This window comes from Photobacterium nomapromontoriensis, from assembly GCF_050336815.1.
Lineage (GTDB): Bacteria > Pseudomonadota > Gammaproteobacteria > Enterobacterales > Vibrionaceae > Photobacterium > Photobacterium nomapromontoriensis.
The window spans coordinates 24,524-44,751 of record NZ_JAKJSL010000026.1 but is presented as its reverse complement, the minus strand read 5'-3'; the positions used below and the strand labels follow the sequence as shown (position 1 = coordinate 44,751).

Annotated in this window: 17 protein-coding genes; 10 read left to right on the top strand and 7 right to left on the bottom strand. The window is 49.8% G+C overall.

The annotated features are described in order from the left end of the window. Positions 1-5 precede the first annotated feature (5 nt). A complete protein-coding gene (gene thiP / locus L4D12_RS10795; RefSeq protein ID WP_428447845.1) occupies positions 6-1,601 on the top strand; it encodes a thiamine/thiamine pyrophosphate ABC transporter permease ThiP in 1,596 nt (531 codons plus the stop codon). Then, positions 1,595-2,317: a thiamine ABC transporter ATP-binding protein gene (gene thiQ, locus L4D12_RS10790; RefSeq protein ID WP_428447844.1), complete on the top strand. Its 723-nt coding sequence runs from the start codon at positions 1,595-1,597 to the stop codon at positions 2,315-2,317. The genes thiP and thiQ overlap by 7 nt, the downstream gene beginning before the upstream one ends. 160 nt (positions 2,318-2,477) lie before the next feature. Here the strand turns inward: thiQ and L4D12_RS10785 are convergent, their stop codons facing one another. Further along, positions 2,478-3,854 carry a PhoH family protein gene (locus tag L4D12_RS10785; RefSeq protein WP_428447843.1) on the bottom strand — a complete coding sequence of 459 codons (1,377 nt, stop codon included), beginning with the start codon at positions 3,852-3,854 and terminating at the stop codon, positions 2,478-2,480. 347 nt (positions 3,855-4,201) lie between these two features. Here L4D12_RS10785 and rapA point away from each other — a divergent pair, with 347 nt between their 5' ends. Both rapA and rluA read left to right on the top strand, forming a co-directional pair. Then, the gene (rapA, locus tag L4D12_RS10780) at positions 4,202-7,120 is read left to right on the top strand and encodes an RNA polymerase-associated protein RapA (protein ID WP_428447842.1); all 2,919 of its coding nucleotides are present in this window, start codon (positions 4,202-4,204) and stop codon (positions 7,118-7,120) included. A 161-nt stretch (positions 7,121-7,281) separates the two neighbouring features. Further along, on the top strand, positions 7,282-7,989 hold the full coding sequence (gene rluA / locus L4D12_RS10775; protein ID WP_428447841.1) for a bifunctional tRNA pseudouridine(32) synthase/23S rRNA pseudouridine(746) synthase RluA: 708 nt from the start codon (positions 7,282-7,284) through the stop codon (positions 7,987-7,989). 92 nt (positions 7,990-8,081) lie between these two features. Here rluA and djlA read toward each other — a convergent pair whose 3' ends face one another. Continuing rightward, positions 8,082-8,927: a co-chaperone DjlA gene (djlA, locus tag L4D12_RS10770; RefSeq protein ID WP_428447840.1), complete on the bottom strand. Its 846-nt coding sequence runs from the start codon at positions 8,925-8,927 to the stop codon at positions 8,082-8,084. A 190-nt stretch (positions 8,928-9,117) separates the two neighbouring features. On the opposite strand from djlA, the gene lptD reads away from it, so the two are divergent. From lptD to apaH, 6 genes are all read left to right on the top strand, one after another. Next, positions 9,118-11,481 carry an LPS assembly protein LptD gene (gene lptD / locus L4D12_RS10765; protein ID WP_428447839.1) on the top strand — a complete coding sequence of 788 codons (2,364 nt, stop codon included), beginning with the start codon at positions 9,118-9,120 and terminating at the stop codon, positions 11,479-11,481. 67 nt (positions 11,482-11,548) lie between these two features. Next, positions 11,549-12,853, top strand: a complete 1,305-nt coding sequence (gene surA / locus L4D12_RS10760; RefSeq protein WP_428447838.1) for a peptidylprolyl isomerase SurA — start codon at positions 11,549-11,551, stop codon at positions 12,851-12,853. Further along, positions 12,840-13,832, top strand: a complete 993-nt coding sequence (gene pdxA / locus L4D12_RS10755) for a 4-hydroxythreonine-4-phosphate dehydrogenase PdxA (protein WP_428447837.1) — start codon at positions 12,840-12,842, stop codon at positions 13,830-13,832. Before surA ends, pdxA begins: the two co-directional genes overlap by 14 nt. After that, entirely contained in the window at positions 13,829-14,644 is an 816-nt protein-coding gene (rsmA, locus tag L4D12_RS10750) for a 16S rRNA (adenine(1518)-N(6)/adenine(1519)-N(6))-dimethyltransferase RsmA (RefSeq protein WP_428447836.1), read from the top strand. Before pdxA ends, rsmA begins: the two co-directional genes overlap by 4 nt. A gap of 75 nt (positions 14,645-14,719) precedes the next feature. Continuing rightward, a complete protein-coding gene (apaG, locus tag L4D12_RS10745; protein WP_428447835.1) occupies positions 14,720-15,103 on the top strand; it encodes a Co2+/Mg2+ efflux protein ApaG in 384 nt (127 codons plus the stop codon). Between the two features lie 9 nt (positions 15,104-15,112). Beyond that, the gene (gene apaH, locus L4D12_RS10740) at positions 15,113-15,928 is read left to right on the top strand and encodes a bis(5'-nucleosyl)-tetraphosphatase (symmetrical) ApaH (protein WP_428447834.1); all 816 of its coding nucleotides are present in this window, start codon (positions 15,113-15,115) and stop codon (positions 15,926-15,928) included. Positions 15,929-16,025: 97 nt separating this feature from the next. Here the strand turns inward: apaH and folA are convergent, their stop codons facing one another. The 5 genes from folA to L4D12_RS10715 form a co-directional block, all read right to left on the bottom strand. After that, positions 16,026-16,511, bottom strand: a complete 486-nt coding sequence (folA, locus tag L4D12_RS10735; RefSeq protein ID WP_428447833.1) for a type 3 dihydrofolate reductase — start codon at positions 16,509-16,511, stop codon at positions 16,026-16,028. Positions 16,512-16,543: 32 nt separating this feature from the next. Next, positions 16,544-17,032, bottom strand: coding sequence for a threonine/serine exporter family protein (locus tag L4D12_RS10730; RefSeq protein ID WP_428447832.1), 489 nt, complete (start codon positions 17,030-17,032; stop codon positions 16,544-16,546). After that, complete coding sequence (locus L4D12_RS10725) at positions 17,017-17,823, bottom strand: threonine/serine exporter family protein (protein WP_428447831.1); 807 nt, start codon at positions 17,821-17,823, stop codon at positions 17,017-17,019. The genes L4D12_RS10730 and L4D12_RS10725 overlap by 16 nt, the downstream gene beginning before the upstream one ends. Before the next feature lie 110 nt (positions 17,824-17,933). Then, positions 17,934-19,109 (bottom strand): Obg family GTPase CgtA, encoded by a 1,176-nt coding sequence (gene cgtA / locus L4D12_RS10720; protein ID WP_428447830.1) that lies wholly within the window; start codon positions 19,107-19,109, stop codon positions 17,934-17,936. A gap of 138 nt (positions 19,110-19,247) precedes the next feature. Further along, the gene (locus L4D12_RS10715; protein ID WP_428447829.1) at positions 19,248-20,177 is read right to left on the bottom strand and encodes a DMT family transporter; all 930 of its coding nucleotides are present in this window, start codon (positions 20,175-20,177) and stop codon (positions 19,248-19,250) included. Positions 20,178-20,228 lie beyond the last annotated feature (51 nt).

Sequence of the window (20,228 nt, the reverse complement as noted above, 5' to 3'; positions counted from 1 at the left end):
TTACTTTGTACACCCGTCGTACCACTTATCTACCCGGCCTGTTTTCCGCCGGGCTTATCGCCAGCATAGTGATCAGCGCCCTGTGGGCGCTGATCAATGAAGCCCGCGACCTCGATATTCTGTCACTATGGCAAGACCCATACTTACGTCACGTCACCGGGTTTTCCTTCACTCAGGCCCTACTGTCAACGCTGCTCAGCATTCTACCCGCCATTCCAGTGGCCTATGCCTTGTATCGCCGACAGTTCCCCGGCAAAGTACTGCTACTGAGGTTGTTTGCCATGACACTGGTGTTACCGGTACTGGTGGCGGTATTTGGCTTACTGGCAATCTATGGCAACAATGGCCTGATCATGAAAGGGCTGACCGCTCTGGGCTGGCAAGACGGGGTCTCCCTATATGGCCTGCAAGGGATCTTGCTAGCACATGTTTTTCTCAATTTGCCACTGGCGACCCGATTGCTCTACCAAAGTTTGGAAGGGATCCCTTTTGATCAGCATCAGCTCGCAACCCACCTTGGGCTGTCTAGCTGGCAACAATTTCGCTTTGTTGCCTGGCCGCGGCTGCGTCAACAGCTACCGCACGTCATCGGGTTGGTGTTCATGTTATGCTTTACCAGCTTTGCGGTGATCATGGCATTGGGCGGCGGCCCGAAAGCCACTACCATCGAACTGGCGATTTATCAGGCCTTACGCTACGACTTTGATCTCGCTGGTGGGGCGATCCTCGCGCTATGGCAAATGCTGCTTTGCTGCAGCCTAGTGTTGTTGAGCCAGCGTTTTGCCAAACCCCTTGCCACATCTAGCCAGTCGGTAACCCACCATCGACTCGTACAATTCGACAGCTTCGCCAGCCGCTGCTGGGATAGCGGCTGGATAGTCCTTGCCCTGCTGCTGGTGCTGCCACCATTAGTCGCCGTGCTCGTCTCAGGCCTAAATACGCAGATCCTGATCCAGCTCACTACCCCTGCACTATGGCAAGCAGTACTTCACTCATTACAAATCGCGACTCTCTCGTGTACGCTGGCACTGCTCGGCGGGTTCAGCATTTTACTTACCAGCCGTCAATGGCAATTACAACAACAGCGTTGGCGAGCTGATGGCCTAGAGCTTCTCGGCACCATAATTTTAGTCACACCAGGCTTGGTGCTGAGTACCGGGATCTTCTTGCTGTTGCGTCAGTACACCGATGCCTTGGCTGCCGCGTTCTGGGTGGTAGTTACGGTGAACGCCTTGATGGCACTCCCTTATGTACTGAAAACCCTCAGTCAGCCGATGCTCCATGTTGCCCAACAATATGAACCGCTATGCCACAGCCTTGGCATGACCGGATTCTCTCGCTTAAAACTCGTAGAATGGCGGGCACTGCGTAAACCAATCGCCCAAGCATTGGCGATCGGGTTTGTCCTCTCGTTAGGGGATCTCGGGGCGATCGCCCTGTTTGGTAGTCAGGATTTTCAGACACTGCCGCTCTACCTGTTCCAGCTACTGGGAAGCTATCAGATGGATGCTGCGGCTGTGGCCGCCCTGATCTTGCTCACCCTGAGCCTGGGACTCTTTACCTTGGTTGAAAAACTGCTTATCCGGACGCCATCATGCTAACACTGCAACAACTGACTCACCGTTACCCCCACACTGACCGTCATCGCCAGCCAACGTGTCTCAGCTTTGATCTGACGGCCAATAAAGGGGATATCGTGGCCTTGATTGGCCCAAGCGGCGCAGGAAAAAGTACCTTGCTGGCGATGGTGGCAGGATTCCTATTACCAGATAGCGGCACTCTGCTGATCGATGGTGAAACAATCACTCACCAACATCCGTCACAGCGGCCACTGTCAATCCTGTTTCAGGAGCACAACCTCTTTCCGCACCTGAGTGTGTTTGAAAATATCGGCCTCGGTCTGCATCCCGGCCTCAAACTCAGCCATGATGATAAAGCCCATATCGCTGCCACTGCCGCCCGAGTCGGTCTGCAGGACTACCTTGATCGACTGCCCGAACAACTATCAGGTGGTCAGCGCCAGCGTGTAGCCCTCGCCCGTTGTTTGATCCGCCAACGTCCACTATTGCTGCTTGATGAACCCTTTTCTGCGCTTGATCCAGCCTTACGCAAAGAGATGCTAACCTTGGTTCAGCAACTCGCCAAAGAACAACACATTACCGTCCTCATGGTGACCCACAGCCCTGAAGATGCATTAAAGATCGCTGATAAATGCGCGTTTATCGATGCGGGAGAGATCAAAGTGTTCGGCGCAACCTATCCTATGCTGACCACACCGGAAAATAACGCGCTGAAGCAGTATTTAGGGGTGGAATAAAAGGGACTAAGGACAAGTTTGCGAGTGGCGAGTGGCGAGTGGCGAGTAAAAAATTCGAGACACAAGAAAAATCAGGGGCGAGTTTTAAGGGGGTAGGAACGAAAAAGTGCGGGATTGAGGATGGAAGAGGGTATTCTACCATCCTCGGCTTAGAGTAAATTTATAGGTTTTCTTCGGCAAATTCTGCCAAACGGCTGCGAACTACGCCGTTTAAATAAACATTGGCGCTGCCTTCAAAGTTTTTAAAGCGCTCAACAATATAGGTTAGCCCGGAGGTGACGGGCGACAGGTAGCTGGAGTCGATTTGTGCTAGGTTGCCGGAACACACCAGCTTAGTGCCTTCACCGCAACGGGTAATGATGGTTTTGATCTGTGACGCGGTTAAGTTCTGGCACTCATCCAGCAAAACAAAGGTGTTTTGAATTGAGCGCCCCCGCATAAAGTTGACGGATTTGAACTGAATATTAGCCTTATCAAAAATATATTTCATCGAGCCATCGGTACAAACATCATGCTTATGCAAGGCTTCCATCGTGTCAGTTACCGCCGCTAACCATGGCAACATTTTCTCTTCTTCGGTGCCAGGCAGATAACCAATGGATTCTGCGATCTCCGGGGTATTACGGGTAACGATGATCTTATCGTACATACTTTTTTCAATCACTTGCTCCAACGCTGCCGCCATCGCAAGAATTGTTTTACCACAGCCCGCAGGGCCAGTCAGGATCACCAGCTCAATATCCGGATCCAGTAACGCATCCAGCGCCATCCCCTGATAAATATTCTTTGGGTGGATCCCCCACGCTTGACGATGCATCAAACGCTCATGACCAATGTCTTTCAACATCAGGCTACCACTCTCTATCTCTTGTACCCGAGCGGCAAAATCCGTTCCTTCATCAATCAAGTACTGGTTGATGAAGGGACTTTCAAATAAATTCGAGGGTAATGTATGTAAGGTGGAGCTCCCCTGTTTGATGGAATGGCACTCGCCCACCCGCTCCCAGAAACTGCCAGAAAACTGGTGGAAACCTTTGGTCAGCATTTTTATATCATCAATCAGCTGATCAGAGCGGTAGTCATCAACATAGATAACCCCTGCGCCCTTGGCGCGTAACCGCATATTTATATCTTTAGTGATCAATACCACGTCGCGAGGGGCATACTGCGCCTGTAGATACAGCACCCCATTAAGGATCCGATTATCACCAGCCTTATCTGCGAAAGCATGAACGGTCTCGGTCACCTCATAATCGGCAAAGATTGCAATCGTGCCGAGCGCTTCTCCCTGCTTGCTGATCGGGATCCCGTCGGCTATCTGCTCCGGTGTTGCATCATGGAAAATATCTTCCAGCGCTCTGATCGCCACCCGAGCATCACGCGAGACATCCCGCTTGCTATCTTTGATACGATCCAACTCTTCAAGCACTGTCATCGGAATAACGACGTCATGCTCCTTGAACGAGTAGATGGCGAGAGGTTCATGAAGCAGAATATTGGTATCAAGTACGAAAACTTTCCTTTGAACGTCATCCATAAGTTCCTCCTTGGTAACGAAATAACGGTGTAATCACCATTGTTTTTCTGCTGCCCGCCGAAGCGAGATGGTTACTATTAAGACCGGAGAATATGAAATAAATGTGACAATAACAGTTTGGGATATTCTTAACACTTTGACCGTGACCTTGTTCACGGCATGCAGTAACATTACCCCCCTTTTTTACCGATGCAGATTCTGGCTTACACTTATATCTCAACAACCCTGCTTAACCGCAGGCGGTCACTAACCAATAGTGCTGTATTACTTTGAGTGTAGTTCAAATATGCTGGGGCATCGGCTTCGCATTCTCATTAATTTCAAATAATTAGAAGGTTTTAACCACTATGCCATTTGCTTTGGGTCAACGTTGGATCAGTGATACTGAAAGTGATCTGGGTTTAGGTACGGTCATGGCAGTCGATGCCCGTACCGTGACCTTAATGTTCTCCGCCAGTGAAGAGAACCGCCTCTACGCACGCAATGATGCACCCGTGACCCGCGTAATGTTTAATGTCGGTGATGTGGTTGAAAGCCATGAAGGTTGGTCGCTCAAAGTAGAGCGTATCGAAGAAGCTGGCGGGGTACTCACTTATGAAGGCACCCGTACCGACACCGAGGAAGAAAACGTCAAACTACGTGAAATTTTCCTCTGCCACCAGATCCGCTTTAACAAACCACAAGACAAGCTGTTTGCTGGCCAAATTGACCGGATGGACCGTTTTGCCTTGCGCTACCGCGCACTGAAAAACCAGTATGAGCAGCACAAAAGCCCACTTCGCGGCCTGTGTGGCATGCGTGCAGGCTTGATCCCGCACCAGCTGTATATCGCTCATGAAGTCGGCCGTCGCTATGCCCCTCGCGTTCTGCTTGCCGATGAGGTGGGATTGGGTAAAACCATTGAAGCCGGTATGATCATCCACCAGCAAGTGCTTTCTGGTCGCGCAGAGCGCATTCTTATCTTGGTACCGGAAACCCTCCAACACCAATGGCTGGTCGAGATGATGCGCCGTTTCAATCTGCATTTCTCTATTTTCGACGAAGAGCGCTGTGTTGAGTCGTATGCTGACGCTGCCAACCCATTCGATACGGCACAATATGTGCTGTGCTCACTCGACTTCCTACGTAAGAGCCGTCGCCGCTTTGAGCAAGCACTGGATGCGGACTGGGATCTGTTGGTTGTCGATGAAGCCCATCACCTAGAGTGGAGCGAGGACAAACCTAGCCGCCAATACCAAGTGGTTGAGGAAATTGCCGAGAAAACCCCAGGCGTTCTGTTGCTGACAGCAACCCCTGAGCAACTGGGCCATGAGAGCCACTTTGCTCGTCTGCGCCTACTCGACCCTGACCGTTTTTACGATTACCAAGCTTTCGTTGAGGAAGAGCGCCAATACGCTCCGGTAGCCGATGCCGTATCACGCTTGCTATCTGGTGAAAAACTGGATGATAAAGCGAAGCAAACCTTAATTGAACTACTGCCAGAACAAGACATCGCCGCCATGCTAAGCATGATGGAATCGGGTGACATGAATGATGAGCAGCAAACGACTGTTCGTCATGAGCTGATCGACAATCTAATGGATCGTCACGGTACGGGCCGCGTACTTTTCCGTAACACCCGTGCAGCGATCAAAGGGTTCCCACAGCGTCATCTCAACATGTACCCACTGGCTCTGCCAACGCAATACCAGACCGCTATGCGCGTTGCTGGCATGATGGGCGGTAAAATGAGTGACGAGCAAAAAGCCGTCAAACTGCTCTACCCTGAAGATATCTATCAGGAGTTCGAAGGCGAGTCAGCAACATGGTGGCACTTCGACCCTCGAGTTAACTGGCTACTGGACATGCTAAAAGCCAATCGTCAGGAAAAAGTACTGGTGATCTGCTCTCGCGCTCAAACCGCACTGATCCTCGAGCAAGCAATGCGTGAACGCGAAGGGATCCGAGCAACCGTGTTCCATGAAGGTATGTCAATCATCGAGCGTGATAAGGCCGCAGCCTACTTTGCGCAAGAGGATGACGGCGCACAGGTATTGCTGTGTTCTGAAATTGGCTCAGAAGGCCGTAACTTCCAGTTTGCTAACCAGTTGGTAATGTTTGACCTACCGAACAATCCTGACCTACTGGAACAACGTATTGGCCGTCTTGACCGTATCGGTCAAAAACGTGATATCGAGATCCACGTGCCGCACCTACAAGGCACGTCTCAAGCCCTGCTGGCTCGCTGGTATAACGAAGGCTTAAATGCATTTGAAGAAACCTGCCCGACCGGTCGTGCAATCTATGATGCCTTCAGCAATGATCTGATCAGCCTGCTGGCCAATGACAAGCCCGATAACGAGCAGTTAGAAACGCTAATCGTGAGTAGTGCTGCCATGCACAACGAGTTGAAAGCCAAGTTAGAACAAGGTCGCGACCGCCTACTGGAAATCCATTCTAATGGCGGCGATAAGGCTCAAGATCTGGTTGAGCAAATCAGCAGTAAAGATGGCGATACAAACTTAGTGACATTTGCCCTCGGCCTGTTTGATACCATCGGCTTGAATCAAGATGACCGCGGCGAAAATGCGATCGTGGTGACACCGTCTGAACACATGATGGTGGCCAGCTACCCTGGCCTGCCTTATGACGGCTGTACTATCACATTTGACCGCGATACCGCCCTGTCGCGTGAAGATCTGCATTTCATTAGCTGGGAGCACCCAATGATCCAAGGTGGCATTGACTTGCTACTATCAGAAGGTGTCGGTACGACTGCCGTCTCACTACTGAAAAACAAAGCGCTGCCTGTTGGTACCCTGTTGCTAGAGCTAGTCTATGTGGTGGATGCGCAAGCACCAAAACAGTCCGGGATCGGCCGCTTCCTGCCACAGACACCCATTCGTATTCTGCTCGATGCCAAAGGGAATAACCTATCAAGCAATGTCGAGTTCGAAGGCTTCAACCGCCAACTTAGCCCAGTCAACCGCCACCTTGGCAGCAAGCTGGTTAACTCAGTACAGAAAGATGTGCATACCCTGATTGAGTTTGCTGAGAAAGCCGTTGCTACCGAATTGGTTACGGTTCGTGATAATGCCCAGAATGAAATGGAAACCACGTTACGTGCGGAACTGACTCGCCTGCAAGCACTGAAAGCGGTCAACCCGAACATCCGTGATGACGAACTTGAACTGCTTGAAAACCAGATCACAGAGCTGACAGGTTATATCAGCAAAGCACAGATCCAGCTGGACTCACTACGCCTGATTGTCGTGAGCCACGGTTAACATTCCGCGCCATAATAAGCCGCCATTTTCGGCGGCTTTTTTTATCCCTGCGAGTTTATCTGCTTCCCTATAGAATCTTTAACCCGGATCGTTGGGAGGATATCGCAAGTGTGCTATCATCGCCGCCCTTCCAACCCAGTTGACCGTTGACCAGGCGTACGATGAACAAATTGCCCGAGCTTGATTACCATCCATCACAAGATCCGTGGCTGGATATCCTCTATCTTGATGACGATATTATTGCCGTCAACAAACCTTCGGGACTGCTGTCCAATCCGGGCCGCGATCCGGCCTTTTATGACAGTGTATTCTCACGCGTTCTCAGAGATTATCCTGAGTCTCAGATCATCCATCGACTGGATATGGCAACATCAGGCCTGATTGTGTTGGCATTGAATAAGCATGCAGAGCGTCAACTTAAAGCTCAGTTTCGCGAACGCCAAACAGAGAAAGTATACTACGCCAAGGTATGGGGGGATGTTGAACAACCGTCCGGTACGATTAATCTGCCGCTGATCTGTGACTGGCCTAACCGCCCGAAGCAAAAAGTCTGCTTTGAGGACGGTAAACCGTCAGTGACTCACTATCAGGTACTGGCTCGCGACAAGAATACGAGCCTGGTCCACCTACGCCCTATCACGGGCCGCTCACACCAGCTTCGGGTACATTTGTTAGCCATTGGCCACCCTATATTGGGTGATGGTTTCTATGCCCATGAGGAAGCCAAGGCGATGGCTCCCCGCCTACAACTGCATGCCGCTGAGTTAAGCTTTTTCCACCCGTCAACTGGTGAGCCTATGCACTTGTTCGCCCCTTGCGAATTTTTCCCTGAGGCGCCACTAAACACTTTGCAGGCGACACAAAAATAAAAAAAGCGAGCGTTGTTAGACGCTCGCTTTTTTCGTTTTCGGTACCATCAGATAAGATCGAATGTGCTCAATCCCACGCTACCAATGCCTGCCTATTTGTTAAACCCTTTCTCCTTGCGGATCAAATCATAGGCAGCCTGCAGCTCTTGAGTTTTCTGCTTAGCCAGCTCCATCATTTCTGGCGGTAACCCTTTTGCAGCGAGCTTGTCTGGATGGTGTTCATTCATCTGCTTGCGGTAAGCACGCTTAAGCTCTTGGGCTGTCGCATCTTCTTTGATGCCCAACACTTCGTATGCATCCGCCAATTGATCCCGCGTCGGCGGTTGACGGTAACTACCCTGCTGCTGGTACTGCTGATGGAAGCCCCCTTGCTGAAAGCGAAACGCAGCTTCCTGCATGTGAAGACGCTGCTCCAGCTGCTGCTCCGAAAAACCAAGGAAACGAGCGATCACATGCAATAACTGACGTTCACTCGGATGCAACGATCCATCAGCAAAAGCCGCCTGGATCTGCAACTCCAAGAAAAACTGCATCAAATCAGTTCGGCCCGCACTCTGACGAACCTGCTGTAAAATCTCTTCAAGAGGAAAATCATCCTCTTTGCCTTCACGAAACGCCTCCTGAGCCTGACGGCGCGATTCACCCTGTAGGCCCATACGATCCATAATCGCGCTAGCGACTCGGATCTCATCCTCAGTCACTCGGCCTTTCGCCTTCGCAACATGCCCCATAACGGCAAAGGCAGCATGGAAAAATTGGGCCTGACGCTCGCTATTGGTGGCCGATCCCCCGCCAAAACCACCAAAACTACCACCTCGGTAAACCATTGATCGCGCTTTATCGAACTTATGCCCCAAAAAGAGGCCTAACAACAAACCAAATGGTCCACCAAGGAGGAAGCCAAAAAATGCCCCTAAGATTTTGCCCCAAACTTGCATTCGCTACTCTCTGGTAATTTGCTAAATTTAGAAATGTTTATATCGCTCAAAACCCGAAACAATCACCTCAAAAGATGCCGTCGGGTTGAATTTGCATTATCATAGCTGGCATTTATCGGGAATGCTTGTGAAAACCCGACCAGCAATAATAAATGTATTAAAAACTTTTTTTACAGGAATGTTTAGTTAGATGTCATCAACCTCCCGCAGCTTATTGGCCACCATGATCAGCCTGGCACTCTCCAGCCCGATAGTGGCGTATGCGACTCCTGCAACCCATGACGCAACCAATAGCGATTCTGCGGTCAGTGATGATACTGATGAACTAGCGGTAATGCGTGGTGTCTGTATTGCTCCGCAAGACCGGTTGGCCGATCCAAACAATGAGCCGATCAAAGTCACCGCTAATCATGCAGAAGCCCTTAATGATAAGAAACTTACTTATTCAGGCGATGTAATCCTTACCCAAGGGGATCGTGTCGTGGTCGCAGACAAGGCAACCCTACGCCAGCCCGAGAACATCGTGACGGCAGAAGGTAACGTCTATTTCAGTGATGGTACGATTGAAGTCCATTCTGATCGTATCCAGAGCGATCTGGATACCGAAGACTCACAAATGGACAATGCGGTCTATAACATGACCTGTGAAGCTGGCCGTGGCGAAGCCGAGCGCGTTACCAAGAATGGCATTTCTTACTACCGTTTGAAAAATGGCACCTTCACAACCTGTCCGCCGGGTGATAAAAGCTGGCAGTTCTCTGCCACCAGCATCGAACGTGAAACTGACTCGCCATTTGCCGATCTGTACAATGCCCGTTTTGAAGTGGCCGATGTCCCTATTTTCTACCTGCCATACATGCGCGTACCTGTTGGTAAAGAACGTCTAACCGGTTTCCTGTATCCCTCGATCAGCTATGGTTCACGAGATGGTATAGAGCTGGAAACACCGTTCTACTGGAATATTGCCCCCAACTATGACATGACGATTACGCCAAGATACATGAGTAATCGCGGTCTTCAGCTTAATTCCGAGTTCCGTTATCTCAACGCTTCCGGTACTGGTCGTCTGGAAGGTGAATATCTGGCCAATGATCAGAAATCTGAAACCAATGAGGCTCGCTGGGGTTTCAACTGGGAACATCGCGGCACTTATCGGGCTCACTGGCTGTTCGACGTTGATTACAGCAAAGTCAGTGATGCAACGTATTTTTCAGATATCGACTCCAGCATTGGTGAGCGTGAAGACAACAACCTGCTACAAACGGCAGAAGTGTCTTACCGCGATACCAACTGGGATTCTACGCTACGGGTACGTAACTTCCAGCCGCTGACTCTGGGGGTCTCATCAAACTACCGTTTGATGCCGCAGCTTGAGGCCAATTACTACAAGTCTGACATGCCTTATGACTTGAACTTCAGCCTCAACAGCAGCATCAGTCGCTTTGAAAATGATAACCCGGACAAGCCATCAGCAGATCGAGTCCATTTGGAACCGACCCTGACACTGCCGTATGCCACACCGTGGTGGTCCGTCACGTCTGAAGCCAAGCTGATGTATACCTACTACAATCAGCAATTTAATCCCAATAGTCAGGAGCTGATTGACAAGAACTTGGATCTCAAAGAGAACGTTTCTCGGATGATCCCAAGTGTGCGCATCCACAGCGGCATTTACCTTGAGCGTGACACCCAGCTATGGGGCGAAGACTACACCCAGAGTCTGGAGCCTCAAATTCAGTATTTGTATGTGAAAGATGTCAATCAGAAAGACATCTATGATGCCTACGATACCACTTTGATGCAGACCGATTTCTACGGCCTGTTCCGTGACAAGCGTTATTCGAGTGTTGACCGTATCGCCGCCGCCAACCAGTTTACGGTGGGGGCGACGACACGTTACTTCGATAGTAATCTTGTTGAGCGGTTTAACCTGTCGGCAGGTCAAATTTTCTATCTCAATGACTCAGGCCGCAACCTACAAGATGGTAACGAGGCTGGCCCGAACTATTCAGCCACCGCCTTTGAATCTGACTTTAACTACAACAGCTGGCTGTTCTTCCACGGCGGTCTGCAATATGACGCCAGTAAACAAGATCTCCAGTTTATCAACGGGGCGATTGAGTACCGAGAAGGCAATGTCTTCAACCAGTTAAACTACCGTTATATATCTAAAGAGTACCTGCTGGACAATATCCAAGATGAGGCACAGCTCAATACCTATACCGAAGACGGTATTTCTCAGCTTGGCTTCTCCACCGGCTTCCCGATCTACGACGGAGTGACACTGCGCGGCGATTATTACCACGATCTGACAGAAAACCAGATGTTGGAGGGCCAGATCACACTGAACTTCCGCACGGCCTGTTGGATGATCAGCCTGGGCTACAACGAATACCTCAAGACACGATCGAATGTGGCGACGAGCCCGGCTGAATATGAACAGAACTTTAGTATCTCGTTCAGTTTACTTGGCCTGACCGGAGTGGCCCCTATCGGCTCAACCAGCGATGGTAATGCTATCGCCTATGGTCGTCCGTTCTACCTCAATAACTAATTTGACAGGAAGGCTTCGCCTTCCTGCTAATAGCTGAAACGCGCCCTGCGCACAATGGAAAAGAACTATGAATAATTGGAAGTCTAGTCTGCTTGGTATTGTGTTACTGAGCTTTACCGCTGGTACTGTTGCAGCCCCTCAGGAGCTTGACCGAGTGGTCACTATCGTGAACGACAGTGTGATCCTACAAAGTGATGTGGATGCCATGCTGAAGTCGGTACGCATGAATGCAGCAGGTCAAAACCAACCGCTGCCGCCAGATGATATTCTGTCAAAGCAGATCATGGATCAACTGATCATTGAAGCCCTGCAACTTCAGCAAGCCAAACAATTTGGCATCCGAATTGATGATACTCGTTTAGATCAAGCCATTGCACAAATTGCAGCCGATCGCAAAATGACGGTTGCCCAGCTCCAGCAAGAACTGGCTCGTTACAACATCAGCTTCCCGGCTTTTCGCGAGCAAATGCGCCGAGACTTAACCGCCAGCGAAGCCCGCACGATTCAGGTTCGCCGCCGGATCAATATCCTGCCACAGGAAGTCGAAACGCTGGCCAAGCAGCTCAGTAAACAAGAGCAACAGGGTGTGCGCTATAATATCAGCCATATCCAACTGCGGGTTGATGAAGGGGCCTCTGCGGAAGAGCGCGATAAAGTGGCCAAGGAAGCTCAACAGCTGGTTAACGAATTAAAGCATGGCGCTGATTTTGCCAATCTGGCTTACAGCTACTCGAAGGGGCCTAAAGCCCTACAAGGTGGTGAATGGGGCTGGATGCGCAAAGAAGAAATGCCAACCATTTTTGCTGATCAGATCAACGGCCAAGGTGACGGTGCCATCATTGGTCCATTCCGTAGCGGAGTTGGCTACCATATTCTAAAAGTCAACCATGTCGAAGGATTGGAAACCGTCTCAGTCACGGAAGTCAACGCACGCCACATCTTGGTAAAAACGTCGGTGATCCTCAGCGATGAAGCGGCGAAGAAAGAGTTGATGGAAGCCCGCAAAGAAATCATGTCAGGTCAACGCAGCTTTGCTGATGTTGCCGAAGCATTGAGTGCTGATCCGGGCTCCGCAGCCAATGGCGGCGAACTTGGCTGGCAGACGCCGGATCTCTACGTACCAGAGTTCAAAGAAAAAGTAGAAACCTTGCCTGAAGGCACGATCAGTAAGCCATTCAAAACAGTACATGGCTGGCATATCGTCGAGGTGCTTGACCGTCGTAACGTTGACCGTACCGATGCCGCAGTAAAGAACCGGGCATACCGGATCCTATTTAGTCGCAAGTTCAACGAAGAAGCGCAGGCTTGGCTTCAAGAGCTACGTGCAGGAGCCTTTATCGAGCAACCGGAAGATAATAATGACCAAGGTTAAACGTATCGCAATTACCCCAGGGGAACCAGCGGGTATCGGGCCGGATCTGGTGCTGGCACTCGCTCAACAAAGTTGGCCACATCAATTGGTCATTTGTGCTAACGCCCAGCTTATGGTAGAACGTGCAGCTCAGTTAAATTTACCGCTAAGCGTGATTCACTATGATCCTCGGCAGCCAGCCCAACCGCATCAAGCGGGAACGCTGGTTATTGCCAATCATGATTTGGCAGTACCGGTAGAAGCTGGCAAGCTCAACGAGCTAAATAGCCACTATGTGCTCGAAACCCTGACCCATGCCACTCAAGGTTGCATGAGCGGCGAATTCGCAGCTGTCGTCACCGGCCCAGTACACAAAGGGGTGATCAACCGTGCTGGCGTATCATTCAGTGGCCATACCGAGTTTTTCGCTCAGCAATCAGAAACGGCTCAGGTCGTGATGATGCTGGCTACCGAAGGCCTCCGAGTGGCACTGGTGACAACGCATATACCACTGGCTTGCGTCGCTAAAGCAATTACCGCTGAGCGTTTACAGCAGATCATCCGGATCTTACATGCAGATTTAGTCAGTAAGTTTGGTATTGCCAAACCCAAAATTTATGTCTGTGGACTCAATCCACATGCAGGCGAAGATGGTTGTTTGGGCAGCGAAGAGATCGAGGTGATCACTCCCGCGCTTGAACAACTCCGCCAGCAAGAACAAATGGATTTAATTGGCCCTTTACCGGCTGATACCATTTTTCAGGAAAAATACCTGGCCGATGCCGATACGGTACTGGCTATGTATCACGATCAAGGGTTACCAGTGCTAAAATTCAAAGGCTTTGGTAAATCAGTCAACATTACGTTAGGCCTGCCCTTCATCAGAACATCAGTAGATCATGGTACCGCACTGGAACTTGCAGGTACCGGACAGGCGGACACCGGTAGCCTTTGGACAGCGCTATCGCACGCCCTTGAATTGGTAGAAAAACAAACATGAGCAGCGATCAGGTCCATTTAGGCCACCGCGCGCGTAAGCGCTTTGGTCAGAACTTTTTGAACGATCCGTACATTATTGATGGCATTGTGTCATCAATCAATCCACTACCTGGTCAAAATTTGGTAGAAATCGGCCCTGGTCTAGGTGCTATCACAGAACCAGTCGGTAAGATGGTCGATAAGTTCACCGTTATCGAACTTGACCGCGATTTGGCAGAGCGTCTGCGCAATCATCCCGATCTGAGTGGTAAATTAACCATTCATGAAGGCGATGCCATGCGCTTCGACTTTACCCAGCTAATTAAAGAAAATAATAAGCTGCGTATTTTCGGTAATTTGCCTTACAACATCTCAACACCACTAATGTTTCACCTTTTCTCGTTCCATGAACATATCCAAGATATGCATTTCATGCTACAGAAGGAAGTTGTTAACCGTTTAGCAGCAGGCCCTGGCAGCAAAGCCTATGGTCGACTAACGGTGATGGCACAATACTACTCTCGCGTTATACCTGTATTGGAAGTACCGCCAGAGTCGTTCATCCCAGCACCAAAAGTGGATTCTGCCGTTGTTCGTATAACGCCATATGAAACATTACCGCATCCATGTACTAACCTTAAGTGGCTAGACCGTGTATGTCGTGAAGGTTTCAACCAGCGCCGTAAAACCATTCGTAACTGCTACAAGGCACTGTTAACTGAAGAGCAACTGATTGAACTCGGTATTAACCCGACCCTACGCCCAGAGAATCTGACGCTAGAACAATTTGTTGCGATGGCTAACTGGTTGGATGCCAACCACAGCAACAACTAAGCGCGACACACCATCACGTTGCCGCATCAGGGTATCAGGTTTTCCTGATACCCTCGTCAGAAAGGAAGCATAATTATGACAACGAATGTGACGCCAACCATCAAATGCCGAGTTGTTACTCACTACGTCGAAAGCCAATCTGAACCAGACAATCAGCGCTACGTTTTTTCCTATACCATCACCATCGCCAATTTCGGCAGTGGCTCGATAAAACTGCTAAGTCGTTACTGGTTAATCACCGATGCCAACGGTAAAAAACTGGTTATCAAAGGGGAAGGGGTCGTAGGCGAACAACCAACCATCGCTGCAAATGATGAATACACCTATACCAGTGGTACTGTTATCGAAACGCCACTCGGCGTCATGCAAGGTCACTATGTTATGGCCAATGAGCATGGCGAGGAATTTCAGGCTGAAGTTGAACCGTTTCGACTCTCAATACCCAATATTCTCCACTAAAGGACACCTATGTCGACCTACCTTGTCGGAGACATTCAGGGTTGTTTGGATGATCTGTACCTGTTACTAGATCAAGCCAATTTCGATCCCCGTCATGATGAGCTTTGGCTAACCGGAGATCTGGTTGCCAGAGGACCTCAGTCACTGGAAACACTCCGCTTTATCAAAAACCTCGGCAGCCAAGCAACAACCGTACTCGGCAACCATGATCTCCACCTGCTCACCGTCGCCAACGGACTTGCTTCCAGTAAGCCCAAAGACAAAATTCAACCGATCCTTGATGCACCCGACTGCGATGAACTGCTGCACTGGCTTCGCCAACAGCCGCTCTTAGCCGAACATCCACTGCATCCATTTGTTATGAGCCACGCAGGGCTGCCTGCGCAATGGGATCTACCTCAGGCACGAGACTGCGCCCACGAGATCGAGCATATTCTGCGAGGAGATAATTATCTCTGGCTGCTGGAAAACATGTATGGCAATGGGCCGGACCAATGGTCTCCATCAATGATTGGCATTGAACGCTACCGCTTTATCATTAATGCCTTCACTCGAATGCGTTTTTGCCATACTGATGGCCGTCTGGATATGGCATGTAAACTGGCACCGGATCAAGCGGGGGAAGAAAACCTGACGCCTTGGTTCTCTCTGCCAAGAGCACCACTGGGTAAAAAAATGATTTTTGGCCACTGGGCGGCACTGGAAGGTTATGAAGATGACCACGTCATCGGGCTTGATACTGGCTGCGTGTGGGGTAACAGTATGACGTTATTGCGTTGGGAAGACGGTGCACGCTTCGAGCAGGCTTGTCCGGTACATGCCTAGTATCTGTACATAGTTAGCCGCTATTACGCCTAACTTGACCCTCTCGGCCATGGGCAATCGAAACGAGAGACAAAACGCCTTTGTCTCTCGCCTCAATTTATACGGTACGTTCTAAGATCACAAACTGCATGTCATGGGCATTTTTCTCGTCTGCCAGATATGACTCTCGGTGTACTTCCTGCCAACCTTGCCCCCAATCAGGGAAACACGTATCACCATCAACCGTGAGCTCAATAAACGTCAGGTACAAGCGATCAGCGTCAGGTAAGCAAGTAGTATAAATACTGCCGCCACCAATGATCATCAACTCATCCACCACACCAGCAGCCACTTGTGCCGCCGCTATATCCGCCACAACAGTGACACCGTCAGCCTGAAACTCAGGATTACGACTGATCACGATATTCTGTCGCCCCGGCAATGGCCGACCAATCGATTCAAACGTCTTGCGCCCCATCACAACAGGCTTACCCATAGTGACTTTTTTGAACCAGGCAAAATCGGCAGGCAGATGCCACGGCATAGCATTATCTTTACCAATCACACGATTATTCGCCATTGCCGCGACCATACTGATCTTCATGAGCTCTCCTTTGTATTCGTTGCGTCGCACCGTTATACCACAGGACGCCGACGATAAAACAGCAAACCCGGCATCGCCAAGCCAATGGCAAGCGAGGCAACAATAAACACCGCTTTCAGTACATTTTCAATCAACACCGCCAATAGATCAGGCGTAAACCCCTGATGGTTAATTTCAACCAATGCTATCATTGCCTTAAAAGCAAAGACACCAGGTACCATCGGGATCATTGCAGCCACTGTAAACACCTTTGGATGGGCCAGAAAACGGTGCGACCAATGGACACCAATCATACCGACCAATGTGGCAGCACACAGGGTCGACCACTCGATCGACATACCCCAGTGCATCAATGCAAAACGGCAGCCATGACCTAATGCCCCCCCTAGCGCACAGTACTTCAATGCCTTAGACGGGACATTGAACACCAAGGCAAAACCAACCGCAGGGATCATGGCAAAAAACATGTCATTGAGCAGTGCCAGCAAAAAAGTCACCGATAGCATTATAGCCACCCCCATACACCTAACACATTCATAGCGGCAATAATCCCCATACTGGTCGACAGCGTCAGCAAGCTAGCCATGGTCCAGCGGGCGATACCCATATTGACATAGCCCTTCACCATATCTGAAATAGCATTGATCAACGGGAAGCCGGGCACCAGCATCAGTACCGACGAGGCCATAGCCAGAAAAGGCTCTTCACCGATTTGATATACCTGACCAAATCCTGAGATCATGGTCGTGACAAATGCAGTAACACCAAAATTGAGCAGTGGGTTAAAATGGCAATGGGCGATCTCCTGACGGACAAACATCCCTACCGCAGAGGCCAAAAAGGTCAGGGCAAAAACCGGCCAATCCCCACCCGCTAAGCGGCTGAACGAGGCACATGACAAGCCGATCATCACGATCACCAAGTAGCGGTTGTATCGCACCGGAGTGATCCGCTCAAGTCGCTGATGCACCTCATTGATATCGAGGATCCCGCGTTCGGCCAGAATACACACGCGCTGGATCTCCGTCACCACCCCCATATTGATCCCGCGATCCTGACAGCGCCGGGCTGTCGTGATACAGCGGCCATGATTCAATGTCGTCAATACCATGGAGCTGGCTGAGAGGGAAACCTCTACGCTCTCTGCTCCCAACGCTAATCCTAATCGTCGAGCAACCTCCATCACCAATGTGCTTTCCGCACCATGCTGTAACAACCGTTGCCCTGCCAATACTGATAACCGTGACACTTCCCGTTGTTCCGGTTCAGTTAACGGGGCTTTCTCCACCTGCATTTCCATTCCTTTTGCCATACTGTGATCTACTCGATGGATTATCATACAATTTGATACATTTTAGATTGATTAGACACAAAAAAAGCCGCTCTATGAGCGGCTTTCTATCGTGATGGTATGCAAGAAGATTACGGTTTGTAGATGATCTCTACATCGTAGTCATCTTCATTCCAATCATCCCAATCATCATCATCGTCGTCTTCATCCTGAGCTTTCTTCAGCTGCTCAGCGTGGTAATCATCCCACTTGAATTCAACTTTCTCTGCTTTTTCTTCTTCAGCCTCAAACTTCGTCTTCGGCATCGCATCAATCGCAGTCATCAGATCATAAGTCAGTTCTTTAGTACCGATACGGTTAAGCGCCGAAATACGGTAGTACTTATCTTCCCATGCCAATGCATCAAGTACCTCATTGATCTTTTCCTGTGCTTCTTCTTCATCCAGAAGATCCGCTTTGTTAAAGATGATCCAACGAGGCTTGTTACCTAGCTTATCGCTGTATTGCTCTAGCTCATTAATGATCGTGAAGGCATTTTCTACCGGATCAGAACCATCAGCTGGTAATAAATCAATCATGTGTAGTAACACACGGCAACGCTCAAGGTGCTTCAAGAAGCGAATACCTAGACCAGCACCATCAGCAGCACCTTCAATCAAGCCTGGGATATCAGCAACCACGAAACTACGGTCTGAATCAACGCGTACCACGCCCAAGCTTGGTACTAGGGTAGTAAACGGATAATCAGCTACTTTCGGCTTAGCGGCGGATACAGAGCGAATGAAGGTTGATTTACCCGCATTTGGTAAACCTAACATGCCCACATCAGCTAAGAGCAGCAACTCAAGCCGTAAATGACGCACTTCACCCTTACTGCCCATACTCTTCTGACGAGGTGCACGGTTTACCGATGATTTAAAACGGGTGTTACCCAAACCATGGAAACCACCCTTAGCAACCATCACCTTCATACCGTGCTCAGTCAGATCGGCAATCACTTCACCGGTGTCTTCATCAATCGCACGTGTACCAACAGGGACGGTTAGTACCTTATCTTCACCACGTTTACCCGTACAGTTACCACCACGACCGTTTTCGCCACGTTCAGCGGCGTGAAAACGCTCAAAACGGTAGTCAATCAGGGTATTAAAGTTTTCATCGGCAAATAGGTAAACATCGCCACCGTCACCGCCATCACCACCATCAGGACCGCCTTTAGGGATGTATTTTTCGGTACGAAAACTTACTACGCCGTTACCACCGTCACCGGCATCGGCGCGAATAACAGCTTCATCAATAAACTTCATTTTTTTCTCCGCACTGTGGCGTTAAAACTGTCCATCCCGGTAGCACCAGCCATCCAAGATGCTATTAACCTATTGTACTACCAAATGTCACGCTTCTCCGGCCTTTTCAGTGATTGAAAAAACCATTCACGCTTCATGTTAACTGCATTTCGGGCGCAGAAAACGATGACCAATAGCACTGAACATGGCACTGCCCACCACTACCATGGCACCAAGATAGCCGAGGCTATTGAGCGCCACTGGCGCAATAAATTCGGGCCAAACGAGGCTAGCAAGATCAACAAAAATTATAGTAAACAGCGGTGCTAAGGTAATAACCGCACTCACCTGTGAAGCCTGCCAGCGAGCCATCGCTTCAGCAAACGCTCCGTAACCAACTAGGGTATTGATACAGCAAAACATCAACATACCCAACTGGCGCAGATCCATCAGTTGGATCTTTGAAGGAGTGGCCAACGGCGTCAGCATCACTGCACAGATCACATAGATCATCAATAAGATCTGCGGTGAGGTGAATTGCTTAAGCATGGCTTTTTGCGCCAATGCATACACCACCCAAACGACTGCAGCAAGCACAGCTAACAACACCCCGGTTGTATAGCCGCTTAAGCTGGTAAACAGTTCCGCTAAACGCTCATTGAAAAATAACAATAAGCCGGAAAGTAACCCAATGACGCCAATAACCTGATGGCGCCCGAGTGACTCTTTAAACAACCAGACGCTGGCCAATAAGAGCATCACTGGAGCCAACTGAATAATCACCTGAACGACAGGGGGATTCAGAAACTCTAATGCGCTGTTAAACAGTACAAAGTTACCTGCAAGGCCAAGACTAGCAAACAGCAAAAATAACCCACCAGATACACTCAGCGCGTTAACGGCTGGCAATTGACGGCGAAATCCAAGCCATAAGCCCAGCCCTAATGAGGCAGCGACAAAACGGTACCAAACAATCGTGAATGGATCCATGACCTCTACGGCTTGCTTCATCGCAATAGGTAGAGCGCCCCAGAATACCGCTGTCACCAATGCCAGCGCCATCCCTTGTATGGGGCTCTGTTTTGGCATAGTGCCTCCAATAACAAAAAGCCCCGCCAGTAGGCAGGGCTTTATCATTCA